Here is a 17300-nt window from a genome sequence, read left to right on the forward strand (position 1 = left end):
CTAATCCTTAATCACCAGAATAATAAACCCTATCATCAAGTACTATATAACTAATTTTATCTTTTATTTTTAATTTTTTACGAGTTATAACTATTACACATTCCTTTATATCATTCTTACCTATCTTTATATTAACTTTATAGATATTAAAACCTAATAATGCTAAAGAAGGGTTAGCATAAAAAAGATCTGTTTTTATATAAATAATACCCATAATTATTAATAATACAGCTAAAACTAGAATATAGCGTTCTTTTTCAAAATCAAAAGTTATCAACGGTATTATATATGTCGCCAAAAAAGTTAAATGTTCATAGTTTATTTTATCTATCTTTATAATTTCGACAGGAAGTTCAACAGATCGTTTTGTATCATATTTAAACCTTAAATATGCGTAGTATGCATACATCAATAAAACTATGCAAACAATAGGGACGACATTAATTTTTAATAATTCTAAAAAACCAATAAACTCACATTGTGATGAGAAGCATATAGGTATTTTACCTGTAATAAAAATAAAAAAAACAAACAAAATAGCAAGAGATAAGATATATAAATCTATTTTTCTTCTTGTTCTCTCCTTATTTTTTTTTGATTCATCACTCATTTTTCATTCCTTAATGAGGTCAAAAAACACCTCACCTTTTAAAATACTTATAACCCAGCATAGTACAATAACTATGAACATCATATATGTAGCTGATCACATCCTTTTATATGAAAAAGATAACTTATTGATAAATTTTCAGTACAATAAGAAACCTTATCAAGCTTAAGTATGGCTAAAAATTATAAAACTACAAATCTAAATTATTTAGAAATGTTATCCAGTGATGAATATCATATTTTTAAAAACATTTTATGTTAGCACAAGTCATTTGTACCTTTTTGCTAATATCATATTTAGTTAATACTTAGTAGAATAAGTTATAAACCCAAATAAAACAGTAGTCTATCCATTCCGCATAACTATTTAGAATTCATTATAAAGCTCAGGAATTCACAAAGATAAAATAAAACTCCACGTAAAATGCACTACTCCGCACCCGCCTGCACAATTTGGATCTAAAAATTATTTCAGTTTGAATTTTTTACAAAACATATCGCGAGAGCGCATGGTGACTGGGTTCTTTGCGTCAGAGTCAAACTGAAATGATTGAAAAGGATTTCAGGTTATTTCAGTTTGACGAAAAAAAGAGAGAAGCAAGTAGACTTATAATGCTATGAAAATAAAAGAGTTTTCATACTTTACGTGAGAATTATTTTTAATGTAAACCCCACATGAAAAACTGAAAAGCCCAATTCATGCGGGTTCACAGAAAATTCAAACTGAAATCGAATGAAAAAATAAATCAAGGGTGAGGCGGTAACAATGGATGCTTTACTTGTTCTGATACGAGAGCCTGAATAATTTTTATTGCATCCTCAGCACTAAATCCAGATAAATTAATCACCATTGAATTTTGATTTACTTCAAGAGAAATAGACGGTGTTGTTTTAAATAACATGACTATTTTCTCCTTGTTCAATGGAAGGACGAGATTGCATTAATTTACTGGGATTCAATGTGTGTGAAAAAGTGACATCTAAAACAAACGTCATGCCACACTCCAAGTCATTACAAGCACAATACAATTCAGGGTCATTGTTTTCGCCTTTCATTTTAATGTAATGGATCTTCGCTTTTGCTGAACATGCAGGACAAAGCACTTTTATTAATTTCACCTTGTTTCTCCTTATCGGGCGTTATGCCCGCCAGAAAAAAGCCAATTAAATACATCTCTTGCTATTTTGAGGTGTAACAGGTGTAACAGGTGTTACACCGTTGAATTATAAGACTTTCTTTTGTTACACTTTCAAAAAACAGAGGTGTAACAGGTGTAACAAATCGGCTGTGTTACACCTTGTTACCCATTTAAAAACAAAAGGTGTAACAGATAAAAACCTTTAAAATCAATATTGTAACACCTGTTACACCTGTTACATCAAAAACATAAGACGGTCAGTTTTTCTTACTCTATTTCGGAACAGCCTAAAACGTCGCTATTAAAGACATAAACCCGTTTAACACCTATTTCTGGCAGGCGAATACTGGTTTGCGTTTTTCCATCCTTACCCGTTTCAAGCCACCCTTTTTCAACACACAAACGCACCACTTTACGGGCATCAAATCCCTTGCAAATTTCTTTCCATGCGGTGGGTAATACATAAAAGGTGATACTGCTTTCACCGTTACCCGTGTCTTTTTCAACACGCCTAAAACCCATCATGCTTGCAGGTCGGCTGTATTCATCGTACCAATCCGCAAAACGGCTAAATTGATGACGAGAAATAAAATCACTGACTTGCTCCAATGCGGTCATATCTTCCTGATTTGCGGTGTGCCCGCGTTCTTTCATCCATGCGGATAAGCATTTCTTCGCCGATATAAACGCTTCGCCTTCTTTCCAGCCTGTAATACCTGCACGCGTGGCCATTTCTCCCGCCATAGCCACTAATGCAAAGCGTGTAATAGCGCGCCCCACTTGATTCCCTGCATTTTCAGGCATCAATTTTGTGGTGTACTCTTTCAATAAGGCTTTAGCGGTATTCGACACATCAGATAAATTGTTAGTGATGTATTTGAGCCAATCACGAAAGGGCGTTCCGTGATAGCGTGTGACGGCATGTTCAAGGTATTCGGCAATCGCTTTACCACTGGTAAAGTGGTGTAAGTCTTCAAAAACACCGTATTTACCGGAGTCACTCGGAATTTGTATCATCCGCACTTCAACCCCTGCATAAGTGCGTTCGCCTGCGTTTGAGGCGTGTTCAACAAGCGAGAGTTCCCCTGTTGATAGGAATAAGAGATTCCAACGGTTAGTCTCACGGACACTGCCGTCTGTTTTGGCGCGGGCTTTTCCTTGTCCGTTTGCCAGCATATAAGCAATGTTACCCGCTTCGCGTCCGTCTACTTCCCTGATTTCATCTAACATCAACGTGGCATCATTACGACGGCAAGCCGTTCCTTCAAGGGCATTCCCCGTAGCACGCCATGTATACCAATAATCCGTACCGCCACACACTGACGATGCCACTTTCATTGTGGTTGTTTTACCGTCTGTGGATTCACCTTTTAAGTGATAACCGCCACCGCCTACACCTGCTAACCGTAATAAAGGGGAAGCAAAGGCAAGGCTCACTGAAAAGGCAAGGCGGGCATTACCGACACAATATTTGCCAATATGCTCACGCCATTGTTCGCTTGTACCTGAGACTCTAAAGTCTTTACCTTGAACACTGGATGTTTGTAAAATTACCGAGTCCGCCCCGTTGCCGACCACTTCATCTTGCAGAACGTACACATTGCCATGCCAACCTGTTTTATTTACACAGGTAACTTTTCTTTCTGGACGACAAAGGGAGATATACTCCATTAAATGGGCGCGCGCCTGTCCTGAGATATTGATATAAGATAATCCGTTTACCAAAAGTACACGGCGCAATTCTTCTCCACTTCCGCTTAACATCTCCATGGGCATTGCCCATTTACGGCAATTACCGTAAGTGTCTTCCCATTCCAATAAGCGCCCGTAGTTACTCCCATCTGCATCACACGTAATCGCGGTAACTTTTATTGGACTGCTGATTTTGATGTTTCTGACTTCGATATCACCGTCTGATTTAGTGATTTGTTTATCAAACCACAGATATTCTTGCGTAAGACGAAAACCTTGCGGTAAGCGAGTACGGTCTTTGCCGTAATACGTCATTTCCTCAAAGAACGCTTCTTTGAGTTTTTCAAGGCTATTTTCTTGTCGGAAATCATCCCAATCGGCTTTATAGTGCGTTGGCGGTAATGTCACCCATCCGTCAACCGCTTTCCCTGCACGCTCCGCCCACATTTTTCCCGTGTTGTCTTTACCATCCACAAAGTCATTATCCCCTGCGATAATTATCTTCGCGTCAGGGTATTGCGCCCGTAGCTGTTGAGCGACTTTCACTAAGTTAGTCGCGGAAACACTCGCCACAATGAGCGCATCAAGGCATTTTGAGAGACTTAATCCCGTGGCAAAGCCTTCTGTAATAACGATTTGCTCTAAAGGCTTCTTCTCTGGCTGGCGAACGATAATAAAAGAGCCCGAAAGAGTTGAGCCTGATAACAGACTTTTTTCACCGTTTAGGCTAATCAGTTGCCCGCCTTTAATCACCGAATCAGTATCAACCAACGGAAGCAATAAAGAGCCCACTGGAAAGCTAAACTCACCCTGTGTATACTGTTGGCGAGTTATTAAGCATTGATGGTTGGCGAACCCTTTATTGATTAAATACTGACTTTCACCTAAAGAGGAGAATGCTTTTATTTTTTCATAATGTTCAATGCCTTTCTTAGCGCTAACTTTTTTAATCGGGGTTGGCGCTATTTCTTTAAATGTGGGTAATAAAATTATTTTACTCACTTCCTGACACGCTGTTTTCGTCTTTTTCCCTGTTACCAACTTGACTAAATCTAACCCGTCACCGTGACCACATTGGTTACAAAACCATGTGCCTTTGCCGTTCTTATCATCAAAACGAAATCGGTCTTTACCGCCACATTTAGGACATGCACCGTGTTTATGATTATCAGGTACGGTAATACCGAGATTCGCTAGGATATAGAGCCAGCGCCCTTGTGACGCTTTCACAATGTCGCTGACAGAGGGAGTTTCTACTGAAAAATGAGTCTGAGTCATGACTTAATCTCCTCCGTCATTAAACTGCTTTCTTGAATAATGGATTCTATTTGTTCAGAAAGACACTCCATCAGTGCGCCCATACCTTCACAAGACACAACTTCGCTTCCTGTCATGCTGTGGCTGACTAAAAGTTCAGAAATAAATGCGGTAACTTGTGCCGTGCGAATGAGTTGCTTTTCACCCGCAGAAGACAGCGTAGTCAATTGAGATAAGCCGTTTTTCATTGTGCATTCCCTCTTGTGTGCAAAGGAATTTGCCCCGCAAATGACAAAACATAATCACGAGAGAGAGACAAACGGGCATCATGTTCATTAGATGCTGTTACTTCCAGACGACAAGGTTTAGCCGTGGTATCTGCGCGTTTAACACTCAAAAAGAGGAATTTGATTTGAGTAGGGGTAGGGATAGCCATCATGATGATGATCTCCAGTAACTTAGTTAAGGAGTCACCGCCAGAGTTTCCACGCTCAGTAAGGGCGGTGACGTTATCAGGGGTGGAAATACTGGAGTTACTGGAATCCAGCCAGTCCGAGGACTGCCCTAACAACGCCACCATAGAATCTGTATAGGCGCAATTCGCCATAAGGTAGGCATTGTTGATATAGACACAAAAAAAGACGCGTGGCGCGTCATGTGTCGCCAGTAACTGATTCAGGTTTCCACGCCTGACGTTAGATTTTGCTAACGAGTCAACAATATAGCCCATCCATTTAAAGGTATGCAACACTTTTATTATCCTTAAAAAGTTGAATAAGGGATTAAATGAAAAACCCAGCCGAAACTGGGCATCGCATTAACCCGCAGAGATAGCGGAAAACCAGAGGTTTTTAGCTTGCTTCAAGCCTTTATCTAAATGAAAAACGGAAGGTGAACTTAAACTCAACTTACGTTTTCTTCGGGAAAAATGTGCCCGATTGATACTAAATTGAAGCCTATCCGTTCCTACACTGGCGGGGCTATCCGTGACGGCAAGCCCACCTAAATAAAATATCCCTTTGCCTTGAAAATCTTCTTCTACCTCAATTGAACAAAACAGCTTTTGTCCTTGTGCGTTATAGCTAAGTAGCTTGCCATTCGGTCTTAAACGAACGTAGAGCTTTGTTTCACCGTCAACGGTATCCACTTTGGCATCGAGCACTTCGCCTAGGTTATCCAGATTGCGGTTATGCTCTTCCCAAATTAATGCGGTGTAGTAACTGGGGTCATAATATTCAGCGATATCGGTCAGCCATTTCGCCTCGATTTTTCGCTTATCCATACTCGTAAGCCCCGCAGTTGCAACACATATCCAACTGGTTGTTAACTGAGATGTGTTTTTATCACTCATAAGGAATAGACTCCTTCCTCAATCTCAATGGCACTTTCATCAATCGCAGCATACAAATTGATATCACCTAAGCCATAACCCTCGTTACGTAAATAGCTATGCTCATAGACTGAACGGTCATCAACAAACTCAGCTCTAAAGCGACGGCTTCCTGTTTGTGTGTAGATATGCAAATTATCAAGACGAGTAACCACAATGCGTCGCCCTGGCATAAAGGGAGGAACAATAGCAAGACGACCTGCAACCGTACTGAGCATTTTTTGACTGGCATTTAAATCCGATGGGCTGTTAGCGCCATTAAATAAAGATGTGCGATACATGCCTGCTAATTCAGCGCCCACAAGTACCACTAAGCGCGGGTCTTCGCGGTATTCTTCGGGAATTTTTTGCATAATGAGGTAATTCACCAACGCATCTAAATTAGGAAATTTTCCATCCTTACCTAAGGTAATTTTGTCAGTAATAATTTGAGCACCATCATTTGTGGTTTTGGCGATTTCATGCCAACCGATATTGACATCTTGCCCTTTAGGGAATTTTTGCGGATTGGTCGGATAGTTACAAAAGTGACCATTAAAGCCAATGCGTAACATATCTAAAGCAACCGCTTTTGACATATAATCGGACATGGATTTATTGATATGGTCATCATCTCCACTGCCACTATTGCAAATTAAAGATAATTGTTGATACGTGAGCGAACAGCAGGTATCCACTTCTTCTAACGCAAAAGGTGTTCCCGCAAAGGCGACATTTTTATAGAAACGACTTTCAACTTCTCGCCCCGTATGCAGTGAATTATCCCCTAAATTAACGGTATCCCCTTTAGCTTCATCAACATCAGCAAGCGTTAATTGATTAATTAACCAATTGGAATCCATTAACGCCACACGAATTAAATTCGTTGACGGTTCTGATAATGAAAAATAACGACGCGCTGAAGATAAATACTTTACGCCACGGGTGAAATTCTCGTGAAAAGCCCTTGCGCCTTGAGGTGCAATATAAGACATAATTAATTTCCTTATTATTAAATAAATGATTTAGTCATTAAGTATTTTTTATCGTGAACTTCTTTCTCTTGAGTTAGAATATAATTCACATAATCATCTGCACTCAAAATAGTTTTTATAATCCAATCCGTCTGACTGTAATAATATTGATATAACTCAACGCCTCGTTGATGCTCCCACATTCGCAGTTTGTATCTATCATTAGATGGTGTGCAGGAATTAAGAATGCGTAAGATATTTCCATTCAGTTTTTCAAAAGATGATTCAATATATTTATAAGCATCTTTAAACTCCCAATAAGTATTATTTCTTAAATATGAATTAAATTTATGGCTTTTGTATTCTTCATTTGGGATACAGTTAAGCTGTTTTTTATTAATTTCCTTTACGCTTTCAACTGATTGAATAATAAAACGTAATAATCCAAACACACCATTGAAATTTGTTAGCGTTTCTTTTGCATCATTAAGCCTTCCTTTACAGCGACTAACGTCGGCAATAATATCTTCTTTCCAAGCCCGTACTGATATGGCATTTTTAGGTTTTGTAAGCCCACCTTCTTCGGCTCTTTCTTTTATATTTTTTGCTAAATCATAATTCTTTGATAATTCAGTAACGATTTCTTCATTTCGCTTTGAAATAGCTTTCCCTCGTTCAATTAATGCAATAACTTCTTCTATCGAGGGTTCGATATTATCTAACTTCAACCCCGTAAGTTTTTGCAACTGCATTAATTTATTTTTAATTTTAGTAAACTTAAATAATTCAATAACGCGAATAATAAAACCATCATCTTCATGTGTTTCATTAAATGGAATAGATTTGTAATTTGCAATGGCGTGTAAGTTTTCATCTTTATAAAACTTTATTTCATTTATCATTATTTTTTCCTTTTGTTAATTTATCATTAATCCATTCATATATATCGGCTTCAAGCCAAGCGATAGATCGCTCACCTATTTGTATTTTGGGTGGAAATTCTTTCTTCTTCATTTTGAAATAAATGGAAGAACGAGATAAGCCTGTTAGTGAAATAACATCTGGCATCCTTATTAGCCGACTTTTTTTAGGGCGAAGGCTACCCTCAGATAATAAGCTCATGGCTTTTCCTTGATATAAAATTAGACGTTATCGTGTTTTATTGAATATTATTACATCTCATTGAATGAGGTGATGTTTACATATAATCAGTAAATGGTAAACCCGTTAAAAATATCGTGAAATAGTTTTTTACGAATAAAAAAATTGCCAAAGATACAAATAGAGCTAAATATAACCAAATAGTGTTAACCTTAGTTAACCGTTGTTTATTTATGCTAATGAATATGCATATTTATTTCTTTGTAAATAAATGTAAAAAATCATGTGCTAAGTTATGACTTTTAAAAATCAAATCAGACATTGCTAAATTTTATTAAACGCTATTGCATCTCTTTGGATAAAACAATATTTGCATATAACTATCTAAGGGTAAAGTAGCTGAAACTATAATCAAATCATCTATTTTTGCATAAAGAAAAAGATGATTTCACGAATAAGACTGAATAAAACTGAATACTACTGGATTAAATTAATAATCGGGTATTTATGTAAACTTTGTGAATAAAATAATTTTGTAAAAAAATGTAAATTTAATACTTGTACCATTTTATGGTTTTCCTAATATTAATTTAGATATCTTTGCTACTCTTTAGATGTTATAGCATCTTACGGGATGAACTAATTTTTACATGGAAGTTAAAAAGGGTAAAGCCATATAAAATATAATATATTTAACTTATACAAATGCATTATTCTTATTTTTGTTTATTATCCTATTCTTTATACTTTTTACACTAACTACTACTAACTACCACTAGTTCTCACTATATTTTTTATTTTGTAAATAAATGTAAATATTAGTAACGGTATGTAATTAGTAATAATATGAATATATACACGATGTTAAAAAGCAATCGAATAGTTATGTGTGTAGTTTTATGTATAGATATATTTTACATATTGTAAATTATGTTTTTATTCAATATGTTATTTATATAATTCGATTCCTGTAGGGAACGCCAATTATAACAACCTATCATTTTACCCACTGCTTATTCTTGCTATAAAGAATAGGTTCTTTATTAACAACACCCAATGAGAGTTTGGTGATTTAATAAAGCCTTATCAAAAATAATAACCTTTATTGTCGATAATTTGGCCTAAATTCCTATTTCACTGTCTGCACCACAGAAGTAAATCAAATCTATATTCGGTAGCTTATATCACCTGTTATGGACAGGAGAATTTAAATGATACTTTGGCTGATCTCTTTTGGCTTAATTTCAGGTATTACTACATGGTTATTTGGTTTTGGCGGTGGTTTTGTTACTGTGCCCCTACTCTATACTCTCATTCTTACACTTTGGGCTGGTGATAGTTTAGCGGGTGAACATGCTATGCAAATTGCTGTGGCTACCTCTGCGCTCATTATGTTGTTTTCCGCTATTATTACGACCCTAAAACACCATAAGGCGAAAAAAATAGATTGGAAATTAATTATGATCTTATTTTGGGGGATTGCATTCGGTGGGATCTTCGGTGCCTTACTTGCCTCAACCGTCCAAGGTGAATGGATCCGATGGATTTTTATTGGTTATCTATTTCTGACTATCTTAGATTGCTATTTTCGCCCCGGATTTATGGCGCCACGCAAAGAAATACAAAAAGTAACCAACAAAAAAGAAGCGTTAACTGGCACTATTATTGGCATTATTGCAGCTTTTTTAGGTGTAGGTGGAAGTGTTATGACCGTACCTTTATTACGCCGTAGAGGTATGTCAATGACTCAATCGGCTGCCATGGCAAACACATTGACATTCCCTTTAGCATTAACGGCAACACTCACTTATATCTTATTGTCTTTCACTACCCCGTTAGGGAATAGCGCTGGATTTGTTGGCTATATTTGGATAAAAGCAGCCGTTATTCTAATCTGTAGTACATGGATAGGATTAAAAATAGCTGAACGTTTTTTATCACGTATACCGGATAAATGGCATGCTAGAGTTTATCCGCTGTTATTGATATTGGTGTTAGTCGTTATGCTGAACTAACCCACTAACATACCTCTGGACAAGGCAATTCTTATCTATCTGTATTGCCTTTAATATTTCACACAAAAGTGAAATTGTTACATTTACTCGACTCAATAGTAGCGTATTTTGACACCCTAGATACAACCCAATAACCATTAATATAATTAATTAAAAATTATACATAATGAATAATATATTATAATTTATCTTATCTTTTTTATGATGGCATAATTATCTACCTCTTGGATAAATTAAATCTTAATTGACATTTAATTCTATCTTTTATAGATATTTCATTATTAAAATAAGACATTATAGCAAATATAATAAAATAGCTTCTTTAGCTTAAGAAAATTAAAAAACTTATTTAGTCTTTATTTTAATAACAATTTAATTACAATTAAATCTCTCACCGGTATATATAAAAATACATATCGATTGAAAATTATATCAATATTTTTTCTTACCTTAATAATATATTATAGATACACTTTAAAAGAATAAATCATTCCTATAACCATATGAATATTAAAGGCATGGTTATTTTTTTATAAAACTCTTAATTCATTTCCTTTAACAATAACCAGCCCCTAACTAATACCTTAGAAGAAAATAATTATCATTTTAGTTTGTCTCTATTTGTTAAATTATTTTATGATATTTATTAACTTCTTTGTTGCTATTATTTATTATTTCCAACTAACTCATCACTTATTAATGAATAAATTGAAGACACCATCAAATATTTATTTAACCAACTGTATATAATATTTAGCTATAAGAAGAAACTGGAGGTTATATGAGTATTAGTCGTCGTTCTTTTATTAAGGGGATGGGTATAGGATGTGTTGGTTGTACGGTGGGAAGTTTACCACCAGGGGCCCTCGCACTTAATCCAGTAACATCTCTTAAGGGTCAGTCTAAATTAACACCAAGTTTGTGTGAGATGTGTTCTTACCGTTGTCCTATAGAAGCTCAGGTTGTTAATAACAAAACTGTCTTTATCCAAGGTAACCGAAATTCACCACATCAAAAAACTCGAGTCTGTGCGAGAGGAGGCAGTGGTGTTAGCCTTATTTATGATCCGAAACGCATTGTAAAGCCCATGAAACGCAAAGGCCCTAGAGGTGCCGGAGAATGGGAAGTTATTAGCTGGGAACAAGCTTATACAGAAATTGCCGAAAAGATGGCAAGCATCAAACAACATTATGGTGCTGAAAGTATCTTTTTCTCATCAAAATCAGGCTCTCTCTCCTCTCATTTATTTCATTTAGCGGCGGCATTTGGGTCACCAAACACCTTTACGCATGCATCAACTTGTCCTGCGGGCAAAGCCATTGCTGCATCGGTAATGATGGGTGGTGATTTAAAAATGGATCTCGCAAATTCTAAATATATTCTTTCTTTTGGTCATAATCTTTATGAAGGAATTGAAGTTGCAGAAACCTATGAATTAATGACGGCACAAGAGCGTGGTGCAAAATTAGTCAGTTTTGATCCTCGATTGTCTGTTGTTTCCAGTAAAGCAAATGAGTGGTTTGCTATCCGACCAGGTGGCGACTTACCTGTTCTAATGGCCATGTGTCATATTATGGTAAAAGAAAATCTTTATGATAAAGATTTTATAGAAAAATTTACTGTCGGTTTCCCTCAATTAGTGGAAGTATTACAAGATACCACGCCTGAATGGGCACAAGCTCACTCTGATGTTCCCGCAAAAGATATTATTCGCATAACACGTGAAATTGCAGCTAAAGCTCCTCACGCATTAGTCATGCCAGGCCATCGCGCAACCTTTAATAAAGATGAAATTAATATGCGCAGAATGATCTTCACCTTCAACGCCCTACTGGGAAATATTGAACGTGAAGGTGGCATGTATCAAAAGAAAGCTGCTGCAAAATATAATAAATTAGCGGGTATCGACGTTGCCCCTGAATTAGCTAAACCAACCGTTAAAGGCATGCCTAAAATTACGGCAAAACGCGTCGATGCTACAGCGCCTCAATTTAAATATATCAATAAAGGCGGCGGTATTGTTCAATCTATCATTGACTCCACACTCCATGGTGTACCTTACCAAACCAAAGCTTGGATTATGTCACGCCATAATCCATTTCAAACAGTAAGTTGCCGACCTGATCTAGAAAAAACAGCCCAAAAACTCGACTTAATTGTCAGTTGTGATGTGTATTTAAGTGAAAGTGCATCTTATGCAGATTATCTGTTACCAGAAAGCACTTATTTAGAAAGAGATGAAGAGATTTCTGATGTCTCTGGTTTAAATCCAGCTTATGCATTAAGACAGCAAGTTGTCGAACCTATTGGTGATACTAAACCAAGTTGGTTAATTTGGATGGAATTAGGAAAAAAACTGGGATTAGCGAGTTATTTTCCTTGGGAAAACATGGGAGTTCGTCAACTTTATCAAGTTAAAGGGGATGAAAATCTCTATAAAGAGATCCACCAAAAAGGCTATTTATCTTATGGTATTCCGCTACTTTTACGTGAACCATCCTATGTAAAAGCCTTTGTTGCACAATACCCAGATGCTATCAAACATGTTGATAGTAACAATATGATGGAAAAATCTCTTTCTTTTAAATCACCAAGTGGTCTTATTGAGATCTATTCGGAAGAGTTAGAAAGTCTATTAGAGAATTATGGTATTCCTCGTTTCCATAACTTCCCATTAAAACAAAAAGATGAACTCTATTTTATTCAAGGAAAAGTCGCAGTACATACCAATGGCGCGACTCAATATGTACCTTTATTAGCAGAGCTAATGTGGAAAAATCCTGTCTGGTTACATCCTGATACCGCAAAAAGTCATGGAATTAAGCATGGTGATGAGATCATTTTAGAAAATAGCGTAGGCAAAGAGAAAGCCCATGCCTTAATTACCACAAGGTATTCGTCCTGACACAGTGTTTGTCTATATGGGTTCAGGCTCTAAGACCGGCGAAAAAACGCCAGCAACCACAAATGGGATCCACTGCAGTAGTTTATTACCTCATGAAATTAGCCCTGTTTCAGGCACTGATGTACATACTTCAGGCGTCAAAATTAGTCTGGCTTAAGGAAAAAAATAACGATGAATAGCAACTCTAAACAATTTGTCATGCTACACGATGAAAAACGTTGCATTGGCTGCCAAGCTTGTACCGTAGCATGTAAAGTCATCAATGATATTCCTGAAGGATACAGCCGACTACAAGTACAAATTCAAGGCCCTCATAATGATGAGGCAGGAGATCCACATTACCAATTTTTCCGAGTTTCCTGTCAACATTGTGAAGATGCGCCTTGCGTTTCTGTCTGCCCTACAGGTGCTTCATTTATTGATGAAAATGGCATTGTACAGGTTAAAAAAGAGCTCTGTATTGGCTGTGATTACTGTGTTGGTGCTTGTCCTTATCACGTTCGATATATCAATCCATTAACACACATTGCTGATAAATGTAATTTCTGTGCTGATACTCGACTAACAGAAGGTGAGTTACCTGCTTGTGTAACGGTATGCCCAACTGATGCATTGGCATTTGGTCGCATTGACTCACCCGAGATCCAAGCTTGGATCAAACAGAAATCCGTTTATCAATACCAATTAGATAATGTCGGAAAACCAAATTTATTCCGCCGTAAAGAGATCCATCAGGGAGATAAAGCATGACAAGTATCTGGGGAGCCGAACTCTATTATACGCCAGATTACTGGCCTGTATGGTTAATTGCAGCAGGTTTGATCATTGTCGCCATGATAGCCATATTGGTGCTACATGGTTTTTTACGTTATGCACTGGCACCTAAGCAAAGTGGTCACTATGAAGAAGAGCGTGTTTACTTATACTCTAAAGCCATTCGTTTTTGGCATTGGGGTAATGCCTTACTGTTCATTCTTCTATTAATCAGTGGATTGTTAGGCCATTTTTCTATCGGTAATGTTCCATCGATGGTACTACTACATAAAATCTGTGGTTTTATTCTCATCGCTTTTTGGATAGGTTTTGTTGTAATTAACCTAACCACAAATAATGGTGTACATTACAAAGTCAGACCGCAAGGATTAATTGGACGCTGTATCAAGCAAGCTCGCTTTTATCTTTATGGTATTATGAAAGGTGAACCACATCCTTTTGCCGCGACTACAACAGATAAATTTAACCCTCTCCAACAACTTGCTTACTTAGGTGTTATGTTTGGGTTAGTTCCACTACTTCTTATCACAGGCGTACTATGCTTATACCCTGAAGTCCTAGGTTATGGCTATTGGATGTTAAAAGTACACTTTATATTAGGCATCGTTGCACTCATGTTTATTTGTGCGCACTTCTACTTATGTACTTTAGGCGATACCTTTACACAAACATTCCACAGCATGATTGATGGGCATCATCGACATCAAAAACATGGTGAAAGCACAACAACAAAAAATTGATAATTAGCTTTTGATAATTATTAATATCCCCATGCCTGCTTATCGAGCAGGCATTTTTACGTATTGGTATTTTTAGCTAAGATCACTGATACGTAAAAATACAGAATATTCTCCTATTCACTACGATTTTTTTATTTATTATTAACAGAACAAAATTGATATAGCTTAATTTTCTAAAAATTAATCTTTTTATGATGATATTCTACTAAATTAGTATTTTTTTGAACTAGCTAGTTTTTATTTTTACTAAAAATTTTTATATATTAAAAAATATAATTAACCAATCTTTTATATAAAAAATTTTAGTCATAAATAATAGTAGAAATAGCAACAAAAAAGATATGTTATAGGTAACAGTCAATATTATTATACTAATGGAATAATTTAGATATTCTTATTACTGTTAAAAAATAAAAATGCCCATTAAGGGCATTTTATTTAGATTCAAGGCATAAATTAATAATAAGATAATTCTTATTATTAAATAATTAGATTAACACTCTCATAAGAATCATCTTATTTATCTAATTATTTGTATACTAGCTAACTTTCTAATTAAAAGCTTACAATCAGAAAATAGAAAGAGCCTTATTGTCGAAATGAGCTGGGATATGTTGTTCATTATTCTCAGGAACATCAACCATACCCCCCATAACATCTTCAAAGAAGTTACCTATATTAATGCCTAACACATCAAGGACTTTAACTAAGCAATCAATGTCGATACGATTAACTCCGCGTTCGTAGCGAAATAATTGCTGTTCACTAATATCGATTTCTTTTGCTAACTGAAATACGGTATAACCTTGAGATTTTCTTAATGATTTTATTTTTTGTCCAACAGCGTAAGCAACTGGATACTTGTTACTCATAATATGTTCTCGCTTTTCACTTTGATTGATATCTAATTTATAATAGTGCGGGCCATCATTAATAATATATGAAAAAATATAATATCATGGGCACCTTTTTTAATTTTATTAAAATAATATTTTGACTTGATAAGAGTATTACAATTCATAACAACACTTATCATATGTAAATAATATACTACGCATTTAAACACTTTCAACCAGTCAAAAAATGACAATAATAACTAACACCTTTACTCTCACTAGTTATTAATACCTAGGAGAAGTCACAAATCTAATATTAATCAATAGGTTATAATATATTAAATATAAATATAGTCTTTTTTTATCTTTAGAATTACTCATGTATTAGATTTATATTCTATCAATGCAATAATTTACGAATAAATATATCAAATTGATAAAAAAATAATCAATAAATTTCAGTCTAATTTATTTAAATTTGTGAATTAACCTCGTTAATAGAACATTTTTTACATTTTTACAAAAAATATTGAGCAATCTCAATAAATTCTAATTAATACAAAATGACACAGATTAAAACCAATAGAAACAATTAGTTACATAATTTTCATAAAGTAATAGAACTCGATCTAATTTTAAACATTTGTTAATTAATTTATATAAGCATAAACACTTAGCGTTAGAGTACTTATTAAATTTAAATAAATTTCCAATTATTATTTACTATAATTTGAATTATAATTTCCTTTATGGATTATTATTTATTTATATTTTTTCTTGTTCTCTTATTAAAGATAATCCAAATAGAAAAAGACCATAAAAAGAAGAATAAATGATAAAAACTATTTTATATCATATGGTTATAATACATTTCTTAATTTATAGAACATCTAATGTTCTACTAAAAACATGCCAGCATAGCTTTTTGCCACCTTCCGCAAACCACATATTTAAACAAAAGAACTTCTTATCAGTTATTGTAACTTAGGATAAATATTTGCTATATTAAGCTGTTAAATGACCATTTAACAATGATCTCATTTTGTTAAAAATTCAAAATTAGATAATCCTTTAATCCTAAGTGTAAATACTTATTTCTTATAAAGTGTATTTTTGCCTCTCTGCAAACATTAATATTTTTATATAATTTATCTTTCTGCTATATACACAATTTTCTCTTTTTTCGTGTAAAAAAGGAATTTCCCCCTTTAAGACAACATCTAAACAAATGAAAATGTCGTTTATTGGCATAGATCATTTTCTTTTAAATTCATAAGGATAGCGATTTGATAAAAATCAATAATTAAAATAAACGTTTAAAATCAACAAATTAATATAAAAATTTTGTTCAAAAAATAGCACCAAAAAAACGATATTTCAGAAAAAACACATAATAATTTTTAATTAAAAAGATAATTTGGTTACAAACCACATAAAAATATTAAGGGTGTTTACTGTAAAGGATAATTTTGAATTATTTTTATTTTAACCCATATAAAAACCATAATACGTATAATTAACTAATAATAAAAAAATACTTTTTTTTTAAAATTAATTTAAAAATCTTATCTATATCAAGATCAAGGCGATAAAAAATGAATATCCTTGACGTTGCTATTTTTAAACTATCTTATAAGCAATTAAATAACCTATGTACACTCAATAAAAGTATCATCTTAGCTATTTCTCTCAGTAATTTTGCTAATCCTTTTAAATAATCATTTCATCATCAATCTTTTTAACACTACTAGTAGGGTAAATAAGTCGGTAATCAACCCCTGATAGCACAAAAATAATTCAGAACGATAAATAGGAGAACAGAACAGGGATCACAGCTCGATATAAAACCACCAAGTAGATAGATAGATAGATAGATAGATAGATAGATA

Annotated in this window: 14 protein-coding genes and 1 pseudogene; 4 read left to right on the top strand and 11 right to left on the bottom strand. The window is 34.7% G+C overall.

Going from position 1 to position 17300, the window contains the following annotated elements; genetic code table 11:
• Nucleotides 1-7: 7 nt before the first annotated feature.
• From kwaA to HMPREF3129_RS07225, 10 genes are all read right to left on the bottom strand, one after another.
• Entirely contained in the window at nt 8-610 is a 603-nt protein-coding gene (gene kwaA, locus HMPREF3129_RS07185) for an anti-phage protein KwaA (protein WP_052124565.1), read from the bottom strand.
• A gap of 745 nt (nt 611-1355) precedes the next feature.
• Nucleotides 1356-1511 (bottom strand): hypothetical protein, encoded by a 156-nt coding sequence (locus HMPREF3129_RS18675; protein ID WP_157849168.1) that lies wholly within the window; start codon nt 1509-1511, stop codon nt 1356-1358.
• Entirely contained in the window at nt 1501-1728 is a 228-nt protein-coding gene (locus HMPREF3129_RS07190; protein WP_049217256.1) for an ogr/Delta-like zinc finger family protein, read from the bottom strand. Before HMPREF3129_RS07190 ends, HMPREF3129_RS18675 begins: the two co-directional genes overlap by 11 nt.
• Nucleotides 1729-2015: 287 nt before the next feature.
• A complete protein-coding gene (locus HMPREF3129_RS07195; protein ID WP_036918678.1) occupies nt 2016-4718 on the bottom strand; it encodes a DUF927 domain-containing protein in 2703 nt (900 codons plus the stop codon).
• Nucleotides 4715-4924, bottom strand: a complete 210-nt coding sequence (locus tag HMPREF3129_RS07200) for a hypothetical protein (RefSeq protein ID WP_254668238.1) — start codon at nt 4922-4924, stop codon at nt 4715-4717. The genes HMPREF3129_RS07195 and HMPREF3129_RS07200 overlap by 4 nt, the downstream gene beginning before the upstream one ends.
• A gap of 17 nt (nt 4925-4941) precedes the next feature.
• The gene (locus HMPREF3129_RS07205; RefSeq protein WP_036920110.1) at nt 4942-5427 is read right to left on the bottom strand and encodes a host cell division inhibitor Icd-like protein; all 486 of its coding nucleotides are present in this window, start codon (nt 5425-5427) and stop codon (nt 4942-4944) included.
• A gap of 87 nt (nt 5428-5514) precedes the next feature.
• On the bottom strand, nt 5515-6048 hold the full coding sequence (locus HMPREF3129_RS07210; protein ID WP_036918681.1) for a GPO family capsid scaffolding protein: 534 nt from the start codon (nt 6046-6048) through the stop codon (nt 5515-5517).
• The gene (locus tag HMPREF3129_RS07215) at nt 6045-7061 is read right to left on the bottom strand and encodes a P2 family phage major capsid protein (protein WP_036918684.1); all 1017 of its coding nucleotides are present in this window, start codon (nt 7059-7061) and stop codon (nt 6045-6047) included. The genes HMPREF3129_RS07210 and HMPREF3129_RS07215 overlap by 4 nt, the downstream gene beginning before the upstream one ends.
• Nucleotides 7062-7078: 17 nt before the next feature.
• Entirely contained in the window at nt 7079-7942 is an 864-nt protein-coding gene (locus HMPREF3129_RS07220) for a hypothetical protein (RefSeq protein WP_036918686.1), read from the bottom strand.
• Nucleotides 7932-8162, bottom strand: a complete 231-nt coding sequence (locus HMPREF3129_RS07225) for an AlpA family transcriptional regulator (protein ID WP_036918688.1) — start codon at nt 8160-8162, stop codon at nt 7932-7934. The genes HMPREF3129_RS07220 and HMPREF3129_RS07225 overlap by 11 nt, the downstream gene beginning before the upstream one ends.
• 1190 nt (nt 8163-9352) lie before the next feature.
• Here HMPREF3129_RS07225 and HMPREF3129_RS07230 point away from each other — a divergent pair.
• The 4 genes and pseudogenes from HMPREF3129_RS07230 to phsC all read left to right on the top strand — a co-directional run bounded on the left by HMPREF3129_RS07230 (nt 9353) and on the right by phsC (nt 14575).
• Entirely contained in the window at nt 9353-10156 is an 804-nt protein-coding gene (locus HMPREF3129_RS07230) for a sulfite exporter TauE/SafE family protein (RefSeq protein WP_004243776.1), read from the top strand.
• A gap of 781 nt (nt 10157-10937) precedes the next feature.
• Nucleotides 10938-13218: pseudogene (phsA, locus tag HMPREF3129_RS07235) on the top strand (thiosulfate reductase PhsA).
• Between the two features lie 14 nt (nt 13219-13232).
• A complete protein-coding gene (locus HMPREF3129_RS07240; protein ID WP_004243779.1) occupies nt 13233-13811 on the top strand; it encodes a 4Fe-4S dicluster domain-containing protein in 579 nt (192 codons plus the stop codon).
• Nucleotides 13808-14575 carry a thiosulfate reductase cytochrome B subunit gene (gene phsC / locus HMPREF3129_RS07245; RefSeq protein WP_004243780.1) on the top strand — a complete coding sequence of 256 codons (768 nt, stop codon included), beginning with the start codon at nt 13808-13810 and terminating at the stop codon, nt 14573-14575. The genes HMPREF3129_RS07240 and phsC overlap by 4 nt, the downstream gene beginning before the upstream one ends.
• Nucleotides 14576-15144: 569 nt before the next feature.
• Here phsC and HMPREF3129_RS07250 read toward each other — a convergent pair.
• On the bottom strand, nt 15145-15447 hold the full coding sequence (locus tag HMPREF3129_RS07250; protein ID WP_004243781.1) for a helix-turn-helix domain-containing protein: 303 nt from the start codon (nt 15445-15447) through the stop codon (nt 15145-15147).
• Nucleotides 15448-17300 lie beyond the last annotated feature (1853 nt).

Source organism: Proteus sp. HMSC14B05 (assembly GCF_001808035.1).
Classification (GTDB): Bacteria; Pseudomonadota; Gammaproteobacteria; order Enterobacterales; family Enterobacteriaceae; genus Proteus; species Proteus mirabilis.

Excerpts from the sequence above, each read along its gene's own strand:
- kwaA (WP_052124565.1), bottom strand. The coding sequence starts at position 610 with ATGAGTGATGAATCAAAAAAAAATAAGGAGAGAACAAGAAGAAAAATA.
- HMPREF3129_RS18675 (WP_157849168.1), bottom strand. The coding sequence starts at position 1,511 with ATGTTATTTAAAACAACACCGTCTATTTCTCTTGAAGTAAATCAAAAT.
- HMPREF3129_RS07195 (WP_036918678.1), bottom strand. The coding sequence starts at position 4,718 with ATGACTCAGACTCATTTTTCAGTAGAAACTCCCTCTGTCAGCGACATT.
- HMPREF3129_RS07205 (WP_036920110.1), bottom strand. The coding sequence starts at position 5,427 with ATGGGCTATATTGTTGACTCGTTAGCAAAATCTAACGTCAGGCGTGGA.
- HMPREF3129_RS07210 (WP_036918681.1), bottom strand. The coding sequence starts at position 6,048 with ATGAGTGATAAAAACACATCTCAGTTAACAACCAGTTGGATATGTGTT.
- HMPREF3129_RS07215 (WP_036918684.1), bottom strand. The coding sequence starts at position 7,061 with ATGTCTTATATTGCACCTCAAGGCGCAAGGGCTTTTCACGAGAATTTC.
- HMPREF3129_RS07220 (WP_036918686.1), bottom strand. The coding sequence starts at position 7,942 with ATGATAAATGAAATAAAGTTTTATAAAGATGAAAACTTACACGCCATT.
- HMPREF3129_RS07225 (WP_036918688.1), bottom strand. The coding sequence starts at position 8,162 with ATGAGCTTATTATCTGAGGGTAGCCTTCGCCCTAAAAAAAGTCGGCTA.
- HMPREF3129_RS07230 (WP_004243776.1), top strand. The coding sequence starts at position 9,353 with ATGATACTTTGGCTGATCTCTTTTGGCTTAATTTCAGGTATTACTACA.
- HMPREF3129_RS07240 (WP_004243779.1), top strand. The coding sequence starts at position 13,233 with ATGAATAGCAACTCTAAACAATTTGTCATGCTACACGATGAAAAACGT.
- phsC (WP_004243780.1), top strand. The coding sequence starts at position 13,808 with ATGACAAGTATCTGGGGAGCCGAACTCTATTATACGCCAGATTACTGG.
- HMPREF3129_RS07250 (WP_004243781.1), bottom strand. The coding sequence starts at position 15,447 with ATGAGTAACAAGTATCCAGTTGCTTACGCTGTTGGACAAAAAATAAAA.